This window comes from Variovorax sp. GW531-E2 (assembly GCF_059423125.1).
This window is the reverse complement of the sequence record NZ_JBWKXQ010000028.1, coordinates 1-14,744: the sequence shown is the minus strand read 5'-3', so window position 1 is coordinate 14,744 and position 14,744 is coordinate 1. Positions and strand designations below refer to the sequence as shown.

Genomic DNA, 14,744 nt, shown 5'->3' with positions numbered 1-14,744 from the left:
GTACTACCAGCGCGCACCGAAAGTGCGGCGCAGTTCATCGATCTGGTCGGGGGTGAGCGGTGCGGGCCGGGTGGCCTGCGTGAGCATCTGCAGGCGGGCGGTTTCTTCCAGCTCTTCGAGCACAGCCATCGCAGCGGCCGGCGTCTCGTGCCAGACGTTGGGGCCCAGGCGCGCGAGCATCGCCGCGCGGATCGGCGTGCCGGCCGCGCCGTAGCGCGCGATGGTGTGTGCCACCTGTTCGGCCGCTTCGGGCGCACCGGGGCGGTGGTACGGGATGACCGGCACATGGCCGACCTTCATCACGAAGTAGGGCGTGAGCGCGGGCAGCAGTTCGGCCTGCGGGTTGCCCAGGGTCAGGGCGACGCAGTGCGTGCTGTGCGTGTGGATCACGCAGGCCGTGCCCGCATCGAAGCCGCGCGCGGCGGCGTAGATGCGCGTGTGCAGCGCGATGGTCTTGCTGGCGCGGTCGCCGCCGGTCTGCACGCCCTGCGCATCGAGCCGCGCAAGCCGCGCGGGGTCGAGAAAGCCCAGGCAGGCGTCGGTCGGCGTGATGAGAAAACCGTCGTCCAGCCGCACGCTGATGTTGCCGGCCGTGGCGTGCACGTAGCCGCGCTCGAACAGGCTGCGGCCGACGCGGCAGATTTCGTCGCGGGCTTCGTTCTCGGTCATGCGAGCACTGTAAAAGCTTTGGTGAAGAAATCGTCGCTGCCGAAGTTGCCCGACTTCAGCGTGATGTGCAGCCCCGCTTCGGGCGCCGCGTCGCAGCGCGCATGGCACCACGGCACGCCGGGGTCGATCTGCGGACCGATCTGCATCTGCGCGATGCCCAGCGCCTGCACGCAGGCGCCCGAGGTCTCGCCGCCGGCCACCACCAGCTGGTGCACGCCGCGCTCGACCAGGCCGCGCGCAATGGCGGCGATGGTGCGTTCGACCATCGCACCGGCTTCTTCCACGCCGAGCCGCCCCTGCACCGACTTCACGGCGCCGGCTTCGGCGGTCGAGTAGACGAGCACGGGGCCTTGGTCGATCAGCGGTGCGGCCCAGGCCAGCACTTCGGCCGTCACGTCCACGCCCGCCGCGATGCGCAGCGGGTCGATGGCCATGGCCGCGCCGCCGCGCTGGATGAAGTCGAGCACCTGCCGGTTGGTGGCGAGCGAGCAGCTGCCCGAGACCACCGCGGTCTTGCCGCCGGCCTTCGGCAGCGCGCTGGCCTGCGACGACGGCGCGAGGCCGAAGTTGGCCGGCAGGCCGATGGCCACGCCCGAGCCCGCCGTGAGCAGCGGCAGCTTCGCGAGCGCCGGGCCCATGCGCAGCAGGTCGTCGTTCGACACCGCGTCGACGATGGCGATCGACACGCCCTCGGCCTTCAGCTGCGCGATGCGTTCTTCGATGGCCGCTGCGCCGCGTGCGACCACCGCGTGGTCGATGAGCCCCACCTTGCGCGTGCACTGCGCCTGCAGCACGCGCACGAGGTTCGGGTCGGTCATCGGCGTGAGCGGATGGTTCTGCATGCCGCTCTCGTTGAGCAGCACGTCGCCCGCGAACAGGTAGCCCTTGAACACGGTGCGCTTGTTGTCGGGGAAGGCGGGCGTGGCGATGGTGAAGTCGCATTGCAGCGCGTCCATCAGCGCCTCGGTCACGGGGCCGATGTTGCCTTGGGCCGTGCTGTCGAAGGTGGAGCAGTACTTGAAGTAGATCTGCTGCGCGCCCTGCGCCTGCAGCCAGCGCAGCGCATCGAGCGACTGCGCGATGGCCTCGGCCGGCGCGATGGTGCGCGACTTGAGCGCGACCACCACGGCATCCACGTCGGCATCGAGCGGGCCGGCGGGCACGCCGATGGTCTGCACCACGCGCATGCCGGCGCGCACGAGGTTGTTGGCCAGGTCGGTGGCGCCGGTGAAGTCGTCGGCGATGCAGCCGAGCACGAGCTTCGCCATCGCTCAGCCCTTCAGCGCCAGCGTGACCGCCTGCGCGTTCTCGCGCACGTAGTCGCGCAGGATGGCGTCGAAGCTGGCGTCGGCCTTCAGGCCCAGCGCCTCGGCGCGCGCCGCGTGGATGCGGCTGGGCCAGCTGGTGACGATCTTCGCGATGGCGGCGTCGGGTTCCCAGTCGATGAGGGCGGTGGCCTCGGTGCCGGCGATGCGCTCGAGCGCCTGCGCCATCTCGCGCACGGTGGTGGTCAGCGCGGGCAGGTTGACCGCGGTGCGCGCGCCCCATTCGGCGGCGCCGGCGGTGGCCGCGCGCACGATGCCGGCGACGGTGTTGCCGGGCGAGGCCAGCGCGACCGGCGTTTCGGGGGCCACGGGGCAGCGTGCGCGCACGCCGGCCAGCGGCTCGCGCAGCATGCCGCTCAGGAAGCTGGAGGCCGCGCCGTTCGGGCGGCCCGGGCGCACCGACACCGTCATGAGCCGCACGTTGCGGCCCTGCACGAAGCCCTTGCGCGTGTAGTCGGCCACCAGCTGCTCGCCGATGAACTTCTGGATGCCGTAGCTGTTCTGCGGCGTGGGCAGCGTGGTGTCTTCGATCACCGCGGGCAGGCGCTGCTCGGGCGAATCGCCGAACACGGCGACGGAGCTGGAGAACACGAACACGGGCGCATGGCCCGCGCTGCGGCAGGCGTCGAGCAGGGCGCGCGTGGTGTCCAGGTTGCTGCGCATGCCGAGGTCGAAGTCGGCCTCGCACTCGCCGCTCACGGCGGCGGCGAGGTGGAACACGGCGTCGGTGTCGGCCAGCGGCAGCGCGCCACTGGCGGCTTGCTCGTACAGGTCGCCCTGCACGAACTGGATGCGCGCGTCGGCGGCGAGGTCGGCGGGCGGCGGCACGCGGTCGGCGAGCGTGATGCGTGCGATGTCTTTCGCCGCGCCGCCGGCCAGTGCGAGCGGGCCGCCGGCGAGCAGGGTGCGGGCGAGGCGGGCGCCGAGGAAGCCGCAGCCGCCGGTGATGAGAACGTTCATGGTGTGTGTCTTTCCTGGGTCGGTGGAGCGCTGTCGCTCGATGTTATTTTTTCGATTCTTTCGCAACGGGCAGCTCGATGCCCGGGAAGATCTTGATGACCGCGCTGTCATCTTCGCGCGCGAAGCCGGCCGTGGAGGCCTGCATGAACATCTGGTGCGCGGTGGACGACAGCGGCAGCGGAAACTTGCTGGCGCGCGCCACGTCGAGCACCAGGCCCAGGTCCTTCACGAAGATGTCGACGGCCGACAGCGGCGTGTAGTCGCCCGCCAGCACGTGGGCCATGCGGTTCTCGAACATCCAGCTGTTGCCGGCGCTGTGGGTGATGACCTCGTACAGCGCGTCGGGGTTCACGCCCTCGCGCAGGCCCAGCGCCATGGCCTCGGCCGCGGCGGCGATGTGCACGCCGGCCAGCAGCTGGTTGATGACCTTCACCTTGCTGCCCGCGCCGGCCGAATCGCCCAGGCGGTAGACCTTGGCGGCCATCGCGTCGAGCATGGCGCCGGCCTTCTCATACGCCGCGGGGGTGCCGGCGGTCATCATCGTCATCTGGCCGCTCGCGGCCTTAGCGGCGCCGCCGGAGATCGGTGCGTCGAGGTACAGGATGCCCTGCTGAGCGAGGCGCGCTTCGAGCGCCACCGACCAGTTCGGGTCGACGGTGGAGCACATCACGAACAGGCTGCCGGGCTTCATCGATGCCGCGCAGCCGGGCGTGGTGCCGTCGCCGAACAGCACCGACTCGGTCTGCGCCGCATTGACGACCACGCTGACCACGATGTCGCACTGCGCGCCGAGCGCGGCCAGCGTGTCGCAGGCCGTGCCGCCGTCGCGCGCGAAGGCTTCGGCGACGCCGGGGCGCACGTCGAACACATGCGGCGCATGGCCCGCGCGGCGCAGCGATTGCGCCATGCCGCTGCCCATGGCGCCCAGGCCCACGAGGCCGACGACGGGGGTGTTGCTGGAAGAAGAAGTCATGTCGTGCGTCCTTCGATCAACGGTTGACCAGTTGCTTCGGGGTGAGCCACACGCCGATGGCACCGAGCACCAGCGCGCCGGCCAGCACGTACATGCCGATCTGCGTGCTGCCCGTGAGATCCTTCAGGTAGCCGATGAGGTACGGGCTCACGAAGCCCGCGAGGTTGCCCACCGAGTTGATGACCGCAATGCCGGCGGCCGCCGCCGTGCCCGAGAGGAAGGCGGTGGGCAGCGACCAGAACAGCGGCGCGCAGGTGAGCACGCCGGCGGCCGCGAGCGACAGGAAGGTCAGCGACACGACCGTGTTCTGCGTGTACGAGGCCGCGACCGTGAAGCCCACGGCGCCCATCATCGCGGGGATGATCAGGTGCCAGCGGCGTTCGCGGCGCGCGTCGGCGCTGCGGCCGAACAGGTTCATCGCGACGATCGCGCACAGGAACGGAATGGCGCTGAGCAGGCCGATGTTGAAGTTGCCCTGCACGCCCGTGGCCTTCACCAGCGTGGGCAGCCAGAAGGTCAGCGCGTACTGGCCCATCACGAAGGCGAAGTAGATGAGCGCCATCCACCACACGCGCGCGTCGCGGAACATCGCGCCCACCGAGTGCGGGCCCTTGGCGCCGTGCGCCTGGTCGCGGTCGACCTCGCGCTGCAGCAGTTGCTTCTCTTCAGGCGAGAGCCAGCGTGCGTGCTTGATGCCGTTGTCCAGGTAGAACAGCACCATCACGCCCACCAGCACGGCGGGAATGGCTTCGATGATGAACATCCACTGCCAGCCGTGCATCGACGACACGCCATGGAAGGCGTCCATGATCCAGCCCGACAGCGGGTTGCCGAAGATGCCCGCCACGGGAATCGCCGACATGAACACCGCGATGATCCGCGCGCGCCGGTGCGACGGGTACCAGTGCGTCAGGTACAGGATCACGCCGGGGTAGAAGCCCGCCTCGGCCACGCCGAGCAGGAAGCGCAGGATGTAGAAGCTGGTCGGCGTTTCCACGAACACGAAGCAGGCCGACAGCAGGCCCCAGGTGATCATGATCCGCGCGATCCACACGCGCGCGCCCACGCGATTGAGCAGCAGGTTGCTGGGCACTTCGAACAGGAAGTAGCCCAGGAAGAAGATGCCGGCACCGAGGCCGAACACGGTTTCGCTGAAGCCGAGGTCCGCGCCCATCTGCAGCTTGGCGAAGCCGACGTTCACGCGGTCGAGGTACGCGACCACGTAGCACAGCATCAGGAAGGGCACGAGGCGCCAGAACACCTTGGCGTAGGCGCGTTTTTCGAGCGCGGCGTCGGGCGCGTCAGCCGCGAGGGGCGCGCCGGCCTGGAGGGTGGAAGTCATTGGGAGGGAGTCCGCTGGATGAAAAAACGGGGCCGTCCCGTCACCCTGCGGCGCGGTCGCCCCTTACTTGTCAGGTCATCATACAAATTTAAGACAAGCTCCCGGATACGGGATAACCCGCACATTCTGCCCCTGCCAAAAAGTTGTGAGCGTGGGCTTACTTGCCCGCAGGCCAGCCTTCGACCAAGGGTCGGGCGAGCTGGGCGCCTTCCTGCTGCCAGAAGGCCGGGTCGGCCTGCTCGATGCGGCGGATGGCGTTGTCCATGTGCGCCTTGGCGGCTTCGCGCGCGGCCAGCGGGTCGCCGGCGTCGATCGCCTCGACGATGCGCGCGTGTTCCTGCGCCACTTCGCGCACGAAGTCGGCACGGCGCGCCTCGTTGGCGCGCGTGACGCGGGTGGCGCCATGCAGGAACTGCCGCAGGTACTGCAGCGTGCCGATGAGGAAGGGGTTGCGCGCGGCCTCGGCGATGGCGCGGTGAAAGCGCACGTCCTCGTCGGCCCCGTTGCCGCCCATCGACACCGCCGCGTGCAGCGCATCGATGGCGTCGCGGATGCGCAGCATGTCCTCGGGCGTGCGGCGCTCGGCCGCGAGCGCGGCCACCTCGGCCTCGAGCGCGCGGCGCAGCTCGACCATCTGCACCACCGCTTCGCGCGAGGCCACGTGCGGCATCTCGAAGCGCAGCGGCTCCACGCCGGCAGCGCGCACGTACACGCCGCTGCCCTGTCGCGAATCGACCAGCCCGAGCGACTTGAGTCGCGACACCGCCTCGCGCACCACCGTGCGGCTCACGCCGAACTGGGTGGCCAACGCGGTCTCGGTGGGCAGCCGGTCGCCTTCCGACAAGCGCCCGCTGCGCACCTCGGCCACGAGCGCTTCCGCCACCTGGTCGGCCAGGCGGACGGCGGGAGCAAGGGACTGGAAGCGGGCGGTCATGGGCGGGGGAAGGCGGTGGGGCCTGCGACTCTAACTTAGGGACGAATGGTTCACCGGTTGTTGCGAAGAGGCGGCGAGGATGTATTTCGGCGCATTTCGAGGCGCAGTTTCAGCGCGCGACAAGCAACAGGTTGTATATGACCGCTATCCTCCCCCTGTGATTCCCGACTTCAACCACTCGCACGTCTTGCCGCCTTTTGTTGGCGAACGAATGACAAGCCCGCACAGCTCGCCCTATGCGGTCGCGGCGGGTGAATTGGTGCAACGGTTCGCAATCAATCCGCAGCGGTGTCGCGTACTCGATGGACTGCTACGCTATCGGGCCGAGTTGAACGCGCTGGGTTTCGTACAGGGCTTTCAGTGGCTCGATGGCAGCTTCGTCGAAGATATCGAAGCCCGCGAAGATCGAGCGCCAAGGGATATCGATGTCGTGACCTTTGCTCACCCTCCTCATGGAATGAGCAAGACGGATATCAATCAAATGATGGATGCTCGGCCCGATCTGTTCGATCTGGACCGATGCAAACATGAATTCCATTGCGACACCAACATTGTTAATCTCACAACGGCGCCTGAATGGCTGGTACAGCAAACACGTTATTGGTATGGCTTGTACTCCCATCGTCGAGGCGATGCACTGTGGAAAGGCATGCTGCAACTGCCGCTGAGTTCTGACGATGTCATCGCGCGCCCGATGCTCGATTCCCTGATGCCCCAAGGAGAACCCCATGTTGGCTCAGCTTGAGAAGCAATTCCTGCAGGCAGACCTGGCACAAGCACGGCAGTTGCTGGCCGATGGCCGGACCCATGAGGATCCGATCGCAGAACGCCAATACGGGCAACGCGTCTTGCGCCTCGAAAAAGAGCTGGCAGAACTGTCGAACGTCAGCGTGCAGGCGCCCGTTGGCGTCGCCCTGTTTTTTGGTGGCCGACCCGTCGTCGGCTCTCATGGGATCAAGGCCGCATTCGGCACGCAGGCGGTCGGAAAATTCCAGAAGCTGATCAGCCAGCGTTACGCCGCAGTGGAGACAGGCCCTCTTTCATCCCGCGGCCGGGTCCCCATGAGCCACGACACCCAATTGGTGGTCACCGACGTCGTGCGCGGATCATTTGGCTTCGTTCTGGAAGGCAACGAACCCGCTTCTGGCGATGTGGTGCTCAAGGAGGTGGTCGATCAGGTTGCCAACACCTTGTCGCGCATGGCCGCCGCAGACGATGCGCTGTTCGATGAAGCCTCGGCCGATGTCGACAACCGACAACTCGGGGCATTGAGAGAATTCTTCAAGTTGCTCGACGATGAAGGCGCCAGCCTTCGCGTGGTCGAGGGCGAGCGCGATTTCGAACTGACGACGCAGGCCATACAACGAGCGCGACAACGCGCCGAGGCCATGACGATCGAAGATCGAGTCGAAACATTTCAGGGTGAAATCATCGGCTGGGCCGAGCATTCATCGCGTTTCGAGTTGCGCCTGCACACGGATCGAAGTGTGATCGTCGGCACCGTGGCACACACTGCGATGGAGCGCTCGCTCCAGGACGGACTTGTTCCTCTGCATCGGCACGTGCGTGCCCAAGTCAAGGTGCGTGAGGCGCGGCTGCGAAACCGCGCGCCGCGCCGAACGTTTGCGTTGCAGTCGCTCGAGACCATCGACGCACCGGCGGACTGGCCCCCTCGGCCAGTCCAGCAGTCCATCTAAGCCCTTTACCCGAGCGCGTGCCGCGCGGCCCGCGCGATGCTCGCTGCGTCCACGCCGAAGAAACCGCGCAGCGCGGCGCGCGTGTCGCTGCGACCGAAGCCGTCGGTGCCCAGCGTGAGATAGCGGCGACCTTCGGGCAGGAAGGCGCGCACGCTCTCGGGCAGCGCGCGCACGTAGTCGGTGGCGGCGACGATCGGGGCCTTGTTGCTGCCCTTGCCGAGCTGCTGCGCGACGAAGGGCGTGCCGGCGTCTTTCTCGCCGGCCAGTGCGCGCTGCTCGCAGGCCTGGCCGTCGCGTGCCAGCTCGCTCCAGCTCGTGACGCTGAACACCTCGGCCGCGATGCCTTCGTCGGCCAGTTGCTGCGCCGCCTTGATGACCTCGGTGAGGATCGCGCCCGAGCCCAGCAGCGTGACGCTCTGCTTCGCCTTGCCCGATGCCGGCGCATACGTGCCGAAGCGGTAGCAGCCGCGCAGGATGTCGGCCTCGGCGCCGGCCGGCAGGTCGGGCTGCGCGTAGTTCTCGTTCATGAGCGTGACGTAATAGAACACGTCCTGCTGCTCGACCATCATCTCGCGGATGCCCGCGTCGACGATGACGGCCATCTCGCCCGCGAAGGCCGGGTCGTAGGCCTTGCAGTTGGGAATGGTCGCGGCCACGAGGTGGCTGCTGCCGTCCTGGTGCTGCAGGCCTTCGCCGCCGAGCGTGGTGCGGCCCGACGTGGCACCCAGCAGGAAGCCGCGTGCGCGCTGGTCGGCCGCGGCCCAGATGGCGTCGCCCACGCGCTGGAAGCCGAACATCGAGTAGTAGATGTAGAACGGCAGCATCGCCAGGCCGTGCACGCTGTAGCTGGTGGCCGCGGCCGTCCAGCTCGCGATGGCGCCGGCTTCGCTGATGCCCTCTTCAAGAATCTGCCCGTCGGTCGCTTCGCGGTAGCTCAGCACCGAGCCGATGTCTTCCGGCGCATAGCGCTGGCCCACGCTCGAATAGATGCCGACCTGCTTGAACAGGTTGGCCATGCCGAAGGTGCGCGCCTCGTCGGCCACGATGGGCACGATGCGCGGGCCGAGCGCCTTGTCCTTCATGAGGTTGCCCAGCATGCGCACGAAGGCCATGGTGGTGCTCATCTCCTTGCCCGCGGCGGCCGTGGCGAACTGCGCGTAGGCCGCGATGTCGGGCTTGGGCACGACGTCGCAGGCGGTTTCGCGGCGCGGCATGGCGCCGCCGAGCGCTTCGCGGTGCTGGCGCAGGTAGCGCATCTCGGCGCTGTCTTCGGCCGGGCGGTAGAAGTCCATCGCGGTGGCCTGCGCGTCGGTGAGCGGCAGGTTGAAGCGGTCGCGGAACTCGATGAGGTCGACGTCGCCCATCTTCTTGTGCGAGTGCGTGGTCATCTTGCCCTGCGCGGCGCTGCCCATGCCGTAGCCCTTCTTGGTGTGGGCCAGGATGACGGTGGGCTGGCCCTTGTGCGCAGCTGCGGCGGCGTACGCGGCGTGGATCTTCACGAGGTCGTGGCCGCCGCGCTTCAAGCGGTCGATCTGCTCGTCGGTCATGCCTTCGGCCAGGCGCGCGAGCTCGGGGTTCTGGCCGAAGAAGTTGTCGCGGTTGAAGCGGCCGTCCTTCGCGGCGAAGGTCTGCATCTGGCCGTCGACGGTTTCCGCGAACACGCGCGCGAGCGCGCCGCTCACGTCCTGCGCGAACAGGCCGTCCCAGTCGCTGCCCCACACGAGCTTGACGACGTTCCAGCCGGCGCCGGCGAAGAGCTTCTCGAGCTCGTCGATGATGCGGCCGTTGCCACGCACCGGGCCATCGAGGCGCTGCAGGTTGCAGTTGACGACCCACACGAGGTTGTCGAGCTTTTCGCGCGCGGCGAGCGTCAGGGCGCTCATCGATTCGGGCTCGTCCATCTCGCCGTCGCCGAACACGCCCCAGACCTTGCGGCCTTCGCAGTTCAAGAGGTTGCGGTGCGTGAGGTAGCGCATGAAGCGCGCGTGGTAGATCGAGCTGATCGGGCCGATGCCCATCGAGCCGGTCGGGAACTGCCAGAAGTCCGGCATCAGGTACGGGTGCGGGTAGCTGCACAGGCCGCGCGCGCCGCTGCCGTCGGTGAAGGCGGGCGCGGTGAGTTCCTGGCGGTAGTGGTTCAGGTCTTCTTCGCTCAGGCGGCCTTCGAGGTAGGCCCGCGCATACACGCCGGGTGCGCTGTGCGGCTGGAAGAACACGAGGTCGCCGCGGTGCGCCGGGCTGCGTGCATGGAAGAAGTGGTTGAAGCCGGTTTCGAACAGGTCGGCCGCGCTCGCATAGCTGGCGATGTGGCCGCCGAGTTCGCCGTACGCCTGGTTGGCCTTGGCCACCATGGCGAGCGCGTTCCAGCGCATGAGCGAGGCGAGCTTTTCCTCGACCGCGAGGTCACCCGGGAACGGCGGCTGGTCGGCCGCGGCGATGGTGTTGACGTACGGCGTGGCCAGCTCGGGCTGCCAGCCGATGCGCTGCTGCCGCGCCAGGCGCGCCAGCTCGGCCAGCATCTGGCGCGCGCGCTGGGGACCTTGCGTCTGCGCCAGCGCCAGGAAGGCGTCGCGCCATTCGGCGGTCTCTTCGGGGTCGGGGTCGTGCGACGGCGGCGTGTCGAGCAACAGGGCGCGCATCTGGTCGGCGGAGATCGGGGCGTTCATGCCAGCACTTTAAGCCGCCTCGGGGAAAATTAGCTACCGGCACCTCTGATTTCATGGCTATTCAGAAGCATAAAATGCCGTCATTCAACAGCTTCGCGGAATTTCATGGAACTCGATGCCATCGACCTGCGCATTCTCGACGAGCTGCAACGCGACGGCGCCCTGTCGAACGTCGAACTGGCGCGCCGCGTGCACCTGTCGCCCTCGCCCTGCCTGGCGCGCGTGAAGGTGCTGGAGACCAGCGGCGTGATCGACCGCTACGTGGCGCTCGCGAACGCCAAGGCGCTGGGCCTGGGGCTCAACGTGTTCATCTCGATCAGCCTGACCACGCAGAGCAAGCAGTCGCTGGCCGACTTCGAGCAGCGCATCGCCGAGCACGACGAGGTGATGGAGTGCTACCTGATGACCGGCGACAGCGACTACCTGATCCGCATCGCCGTGGCCGACATGGCGGCGCTGGAGCGCTTCATCATGGAGCAGCTCACGCCGATCCCGGGGATCGAGAAGATCCGCTCGAGCTTTGCGCTCAAGCAGGTGAGATACAAAACGGCGCTGCCGTTGCCAGCAGCGCCGTTGTAATAGGTCCTCCCCCAGGCTTCGCGCACTTCGTGTCGCTGCGCCAACCCCCTCGCCGGGGGCAACACCTGTGGCCCGGCGAAGCCGGCTCCACGGTGTTTCCCGAAGGGGGTTGAGGGCGTTTACAGGCCGATCAGGCCGCCGTCGTTCTTGGTGATGACCACGGTGGCCGAGCGCGGGCGGGACGTGCCGCCGTCCGGCCAGTGGCTGTTCGGCACCGCGACATCTTTCGTGTCTTCACCGGGGTGCTGAATGTTCACGAACAGCGCGCGACCGTCGCCCGATTCGGCGATGCCGGTGATCTCGCAGTCCTTCGGACCGACCAGAAAACGGCGCAGACCATCCGTGCCGGGCGCCTTGCCCACGAAGGTGTTCTGCGTGCGGGTGGTGGCGCCGTCGACGTTGGTGATCGCCTTCGCGCCGCCGTCGCCCACCTTGCCAGGCAGAGCCGCCAGCAGCATGCAGTTGGTGACGTCGGTGTAGGCGCCGTCGTCGGTCTCGAGCCACAGCAGGCCGGGCGCGGCCTGGCTGAACCACATGCCATCGGGGCTGGACAGGTCGTTGTCGGCCGTGAGCTGCGAGAGATTGACGTCGGCCGAGGCCGTCGAGCGCGCGCCAAAGAGGTACACGTCCCACTTGAAGCTCAGCGAGGTCGGGTCGGCGTTGTCGTCCGCAAAGCGCACGATGTGACCGTTGGGGTTGCCCTTCTGGTCGGCCGCGCCCTTCTTGTCGTTGTAGAAGCGAGGGTTGGCCGCGTCGGTGCTGCCGATCGGGCGCGCGCTGGCATTGGTGTTGGTCAGCGTCACGTAGACATCGCCGGTCTTCGGATTGACGGCGGCCCACTCGGGGCGGTCCATCTTGGTCGCGCCCGCGGCGTCGGCGGCCAGGCGGGCGTTGGTCACGACGTCGGCGGCATCGGCGAAGGCGTAGGTCGAATTGCTGGAGGTGATGCCGTTCACGCCGAGCTTCAACTCGAGCCACACGCCCGTGCCGTCGGCGTTGAACTTGGCCACGTAGAGGCGGCCGTCATCCATGTACTTGTCGCCCGCGGCGATGCCGCCGCCGATGTCGGCCGCGTCCCAGTTCTTGGTAGAGACGAACTTGTAGATGTACTCGTTGCGCGAGTCGTCGCCCATGTACCAGACCAGCGGCTTGCCGGCCACGACCGGGCCGAGGCAGGCGCCTTCGTGGCCGAAGCGGCCGAGGGCGGTGCGCTTCTTCGGCGTGCTCGTCGGGTTGAACGGATCGATCTCGACCACCCAGCCGTAGGTGTTGTGGCCGTTGCGATAGTCAGCGACGGCGGAGGCGCCAAGGACCTCGGTGTTCCAGCGGCCGTAGAGGTCATCGCTGGTGTCAGGCGTCGGCGTGGCCCACAGTTCACGCCCCGTCGCGGTGTCGACACCGTTGGAGTTTTTCGATCCGATACCGTAGCGCTTGAAGGAAGCCAGCTCCTTGACGCTGCGCTTGGCATCGTCGTTGGCCGTGATGCGGCGGAAGTAGCCCGCCCAGTTCTCTTCGCAGGTCAGGTACGTGCCCCAGGGCGTGGTGCCGTTGGCGCAGTTGTTGAGCGTGCCGCGGGTCTTGCTGCCGTCGGTCGAGTACTTGGTCTTCAGGTAGTCGGTCTTGGCGGCCGGGCCCGAGAAGGTCATTTCCGTCAGCGTGTGGACGCGGCGGTTCAAGCTCGAATCCTGCTTGTAGCTCCAGGCGTTGCCGCTCTTGTTGACCTCGATCACGCTCACGCCGTGCAGGTAGAACTCGCGCAGCACTTCGTCAGTGCTGGTGCGAACCGCAGCCACAGCGGTACCGGAGATGGTCTGCCCCTTGGGATGCAGAAACAGCGGCGTGATGGCTTCATGGTTCATCACCAGCAGACCGCGCGAAGGGTTGGCCGCGTCCCACTTGTTGCTCGCGTTCATGCCGAAGAAGGTCATGCCGTCGTGGTGGTCGCCGGCACGACGATCGTAGGTGACCGGATCGTCGGTGCCGTCGTTCTTGTACGCGGCCACGCCGGCGGCGATCGGATCGCCCAGGCGGTAGAGCACGCTGGCGGTGTAGCCGGCGGGCACAGTGACCACGTCGTCGAGGCTCTTCGCGACGGCATTGAAGCCCAGCTTCATCGGCGAGGGGGCCGGGACGGGAGCCGGCGCCGGCGCGGGAGCCGGTGCGGGCGGAAGGATCGGGAACGCGGAGCCGCCACCGCTGCCGCCGCCGCAGGCCTGCAGCAGCGCGGTGCCGGCGGTGCCGACGCCCAGCCCGAACAGATGGCGGCGGCTCAGGCGCGACGCGATCAGGTCGGTGAAGGACGGGTTCGCGGTCGGGTTGGTGCCGACATCGTCGAGATCGACGCCGTGGGCGTCCGTGCGGGTGTTTGCGGTCATGCGCAATATCTTTCGTGGGTTGGGATTGAAACCAGCCCGCGAAGTTAGGCACTTCGCATGACATGCGCGTGAAACGCTCGGCCGTTGGTGGAATGCGGCGAGATTTCGTCAAAAAACCTTCACATCCGCGCCACACGTTGCAGCGCGGACGCTGCGCCCCTCAGGGCGCCGGCAGTTGCCTCGGCCACAGCGCCCACAGCCGCAGCGGCTGGTTCACGCTCGCCGCCAGCCGTCCGGCCTCGGCGCCGGTGCCGGCGAAGTAGTCGGCGCGCACGGCGCCCAGGATGGCGCTGCCAGTGTCCTGCGCCACCACGAGCTTCTGCAGCTGCGCGGTCGGGCCGTTCGATGCGAGCCACACCGGCGTGCCGTAGGGAATGCTCTCGCGGTCGACCGCGATGGAGCGCCCCGCCGTCAGCGGCACGCCCTGCGCGCCGCGCGGGCCGAAGGCGGCGTCGAGCTCGCTCATGGTCTCTTCGCGGAAGAACACATAGCGCGGGTTGCTCCACAGCAGCTGCGACACGCGCTGCGGGTTCTGCGCCACCCAGGCCTTGGTGTCGTCGGGCCACTTGCCGACCTTGGCCACGCCCTGGCTCATCAGCCACTGCTGCACGCTGCGATAGGGCTGCTCGTTGGTGGCCGCGTAGGCCACGCGCACCGTGTGCTGGTAGCCGTTGGCCTCGGTGATGCGCAGCCGGCCCGAGCCCTGGATGTGCAGCATCAGCGCGTCGATGGGGTCGGCCATCCAGGCGATCTCGCGACCGCGCAGCGCGGCCTGGGCCTCGGGCAGGGTCTCGATCTCCTGGCGCGTGAACCAGGGGCGCTTGGGCACGAGGCCGTCGGGCGCCTGGTACAGCGGCACGCTGAAGCCGGCCGAGGGCACGCGCGAGGCCTCGTACACGGGCTCGTAGTAGCTGGTGAGCTTGCCTTCGCTCTGGCCCGCGAGCGATTCGACGCGGTAGGGCTGCAGCCGGTCGGTCATCCAGCGGCGCTGCTCCTCGGGCGTGGCGATGGCGAGCTGGCGCACCTCGCGGCACAGCGGCGCGAAGGCGGCGTTGGGGCGTGCGCAGTTGGCCAGCAGCGCGATCCACGCCTCATGCAGCGGGTCTTCGCTGAAGCCCGGCAGTTCGGACCAGCCCACGGGCACCCAGCGGCTTTTCGGATGCGCGAGCGATCCGGTCAGCGGACCGAGGTCGCGCGGCGGGGTGACGGTGGGTCGGGTGGGGG

Annotated in this window: 12 protein-coding genes; 3 read left to right on the top strand and 9 right to left on the bottom strand. The window is 68.1% G+C overall.

Features of this window, described 5'->3' with window-relative positions; translation table 11 throughout:
• Positions 1–3: 3 nt before the first annotated feature.
• The 6 genes from AC07XP_RS17240 to AC07XP_RS17215 form a co-directional block, all read right to left on the bottom strand.
• The gene (locus AC07XP_RS17240; protein WP_495265364.1) at positions 4–669 is read right to left on the bottom strand and encodes a class II aldolase/adducin family protein; all 666 of its coding nucleotides are present in this window, start codon (positions 667–669) and stop codon (positions 4–6) included.
• The gene (otnK, locus tag AC07XP_RS17235; RefSeq protein ID WP_495265363.1) at positions 666–1,937 is read right to left on the bottom strand and encodes a 3-oxo-tetronate kinase; all 1,272 of its coding nucleotides are present in this window, start codon (positions 1,935–1,937) and stop codon (positions 666–668) included. Before otnK ends, AC07XP_RS17240 begins: the two co-directional genes overlap by 4 nt.
• A 3-nt stretch (positions 1,938–1,940) precedes the next feature.
• Complete coding sequence (denD, locus tag AC07XP_RS17230) at positions 1,941–2,954, bottom strand: D-erythronate dehydrogenase (RefSeq protein ID WP_495265362.1); 1,014 nt, start codon at positions 2,952–2,954, stop codon at positions 1,941–1,943.
• Positions 2,955–2,997: 43 nt separating this feature from the next.
• Positions 2,998–3,927 carry an L-threonate dehydrogenase gene (gene ltnD / locus AC07XP_RS17225; RefSeq protein ID WP_495265361.1) on the bottom strand — a complete coding sequence of 310 codons (930 nt, stop codon included), beginning with the start codon at positions 3,925–3,927 and terminating at the stop codon, positions 2,998–3,000.
• 16 nt (positions 3,928–3,943) lie between these two features.
• The gene (locus AC07XP_RS17220; protein ID WP_139700796.1) at positions 3,944–5,269 is read right to left on the bottom strand and encodes an MFS transporter; all 1,326 of its coding nucleotides are present in this window, start codon (positions 5,267–5,269) and stop codon (positions 3,944–3,946) included.
• Positions 5,270–5,426: 157 nt separating this feature from the next.
• On the bottom strand, positions 5,427–6,203 hold the full coding sequence (locus AC07XP_RS17215; protein WP_070063260.1) for a FadR/GntR family transcriptional regulator: 777 nt from the start codon (positions 6,201–6,203) through the stop codon (positions 5,427–5,429).
• A 79-nt stretch (positions 6,204–6,282) separates the two neighbouring features.
• On the opposite strand from AC07XP_RS17215, the gene AC07XP_RS17210 reads away from it, so the two are divergent.
• Complete coding sequence (locus AC07XP_RS17210) at positions 6,283–6,948, top strand: DUF6932 family protein (RefSeq protein WP_495261359.1); 666 nt, start codon at positions 6,283–6,285, stop codon at positions 6,946–6,948.
• Positions 6,932–7,900: a hypothetical protein gene (locus AC07XP_RS17205; RefSeq protein WP_369630648.1), complete on the top strand. Its 969-nt coding sequence runs from the start codon at positions 6,932–6,934 to the stop codon at positions 7,898–7,900. The genes AC07XP_RS17210 and AC07XP_RS17205 overlap by 17 nt, the downstream gene beginning before the upstream one ends.
• A 5-nt stretch (positions 7,901–7,905) precedes the next feature.
• Here AC07XP_RS17205 and mdeB read toward each other — a convergent pair whose 3' ends face one another.
• Positions 7,906–10,566 carry an alpha-ketoglutarate dehydrogenase gene (gene mdeB, locus AC07XP_RS17200; RefSeq protein ID WP_495265360.1) on the bottom strand — a complete coding sequence of 887 codons (2,661 nt, stop codon included), beginning with the start codon at positions 10,564–10,566 and terminating at the stop codon, positions 7,906–7,908.
• A 105-nt stretch (positions 10,567–10,671) separates the two neighbouring features.
• Between mdeB and AC07XP_RS17195 the strand changes: the two genes are divergently transcribed.
• The gene (locus AC07XP_RS17195) at positions 10,672–11,145 is read left to right on the top strand and encodes an Lrp/AsnC family transcriptional regulator (protein WP_062480783.1); all 474 of its coding nucleotides are present in this window, start codon (positions 10,672–10,674) and stop codon (positions 11,143–11,145) included.
• 119 nt (positions 11,146–11,264) lie between these two features.
• Here the strand turns inward: AC07XP_RS17195 and AC07XP_RS17190 are convergent, their stop codons facing one another.
• Together AC07XP_RS17190 and mltA are read right to left on the bottom strand one after the other, a co-directional pair.
• On the bottom strand, positions 11,265–13,520 hold the full coding sequence (locus AC07XP_RS17190; RefSeq protein WP_492698409.1) for a PhoX family protein: 2,256 nt from the start codon (positions 13,518–13,520) through the stop codon (positions 11,265–11,267).
• A gap of 160 nt (positions 13,521–13,680) precedes the next feature.
• Positions 13,681–14,744, bottom strand: a 1,064-nt coding sequence (mltA, locus tag AC07XP_RS17185) for a murein transglycosylase A (protein WP_495265359.1), incomplete at its 5' end; no start/stop codon positions are given.

Excerpts from the sequence above, each read along its gene's own strand:
- AC07XP_RS17220 (WP_139700796.1), bottom strand. The coding sequence starts at position 5,269 with ATGACTTCCACCCTCCAGGCCGGCGCGCCCCTCGCGGCTGACGCGCCC.
- AC07XP_RS17190 (WP_492698409.1), bottom strand. The coding sequence starts at position 13,520 with ATGACCGCAAACACCCGCACGGACGCCCACGGCGTCGATCTCGACGAT.
- otnK (WP_495265363.1), bottom strand. The coding sequence starts at position 1,937 with ATGGCGAAGCTCGTGCTCGGCTGCATCGCCGACGACTTCACCGGCGCC.
- denD (WP_495265362.1), bottom strand. The coding sequence starts at position 2,954 with ATGAACGTTCTCATCACCGGCGGCTGCGGCTTCCTCGGCGCCCGCCTC.
- AC07XP_RS17240 (WP_495265364.1), bottom strand. The coding sequence starts at position 669 with ATGACCGAGAACGAAGCCCGCGACGAAATCTGCCGCGTCGGCCGCAGC.
- AC07XP_RS17215 (WP_070063260.1), bottom strand. The coding sequence starts at position 6,203 with ATGACCGCCCGCTTCCAGTCCCTTGCTCCCGCCGTCCGCCTGGCCGAC.
- ltnD (WP_495265361.1), bottom strand. The coding sequence starts at position 3,927 with ATGACTTCTTCTTCCAGCAACACCCCCGTCGTCGGCCTCGTGGGCCTG.
- AC07XP_RS17205 (WP_369630648.1), top strand. The coding sequence starts at position 6,932 with ATGTTGGCTCAGCTTGAGAAGCAATTCCTGCAGGCAGACCTGGCACAA.
- mdeB (WP_495265360.1), bottom strand. The coding sequence starts at position 10,566 with ATGAACGCCCCGATCTCCGCCGACCAGATGCGCGCCCTGTTGCTCGAC.
- AC07XP_RS17195 (WP_062480783.1), top strand. The coding sequence starts at position 10,672 with ATGGAACTCGATGCCATCGACCTGCGCATTCTCGACGAGCTGCAACGC.
- AC07XP_RS17210 (WP_495261359.1), top strand. The coding sequence starts at position 6,283 with ATGTATTTCGGCGCATTTCGAGGCGCAGTTTCAGCGCGCGACAAGCAA.